Raw genomic sequence first — 283 nt, forward strand, 5'->3', positions numbered from 1 at the left:
GTACTTTATCTATAGCATCAACAAAATTGGAAATATCGTCTGGGTTACGCGAAGTAATAAGATTACCATCCACTTGCACTGTTTTATCTACGTATTTTGCACCAGCATTTTCTAAATCCGTCTGAAGCGTAGGATAGGCAGTAAGTGTTTTACCTTTAGCAATACCTGTGTTGATTAGCACCCAAGGAGCATGACAAATAACAGCTAATGGCTTTCCTGCTTCGTTGATGGCCTTGATAATACGATGAGCATTTTCTTTACCACGGATAGTATCAGCATTCAC

1 protein-coding gene is annotated in these 283 nt (G+C 39.2%); it reads right to left on the bottom strand.

Going from position 1 to position 283, the window contains the following annotated elements; genetic code table 11:
• Positions 1 to 283 (bottom strand): DJ-1/PfpI family protein (locus ACT3QP_RS15170; RefSeq protein WP_444526080.1); only part of this gene is annotated, 283 nt, incomplete at both ends.

The sequence above is a fragment of the Psychrobacter sp. AOP7-B1-24 genome (assembly GCF_052376215.1).
Taxonomy (GTDB): domain Bacteria; phylum Pseudomonadota; class Gammaproteobacteria; order Pseudomonadales; family Moraxellaceae; genus Psychrobacter.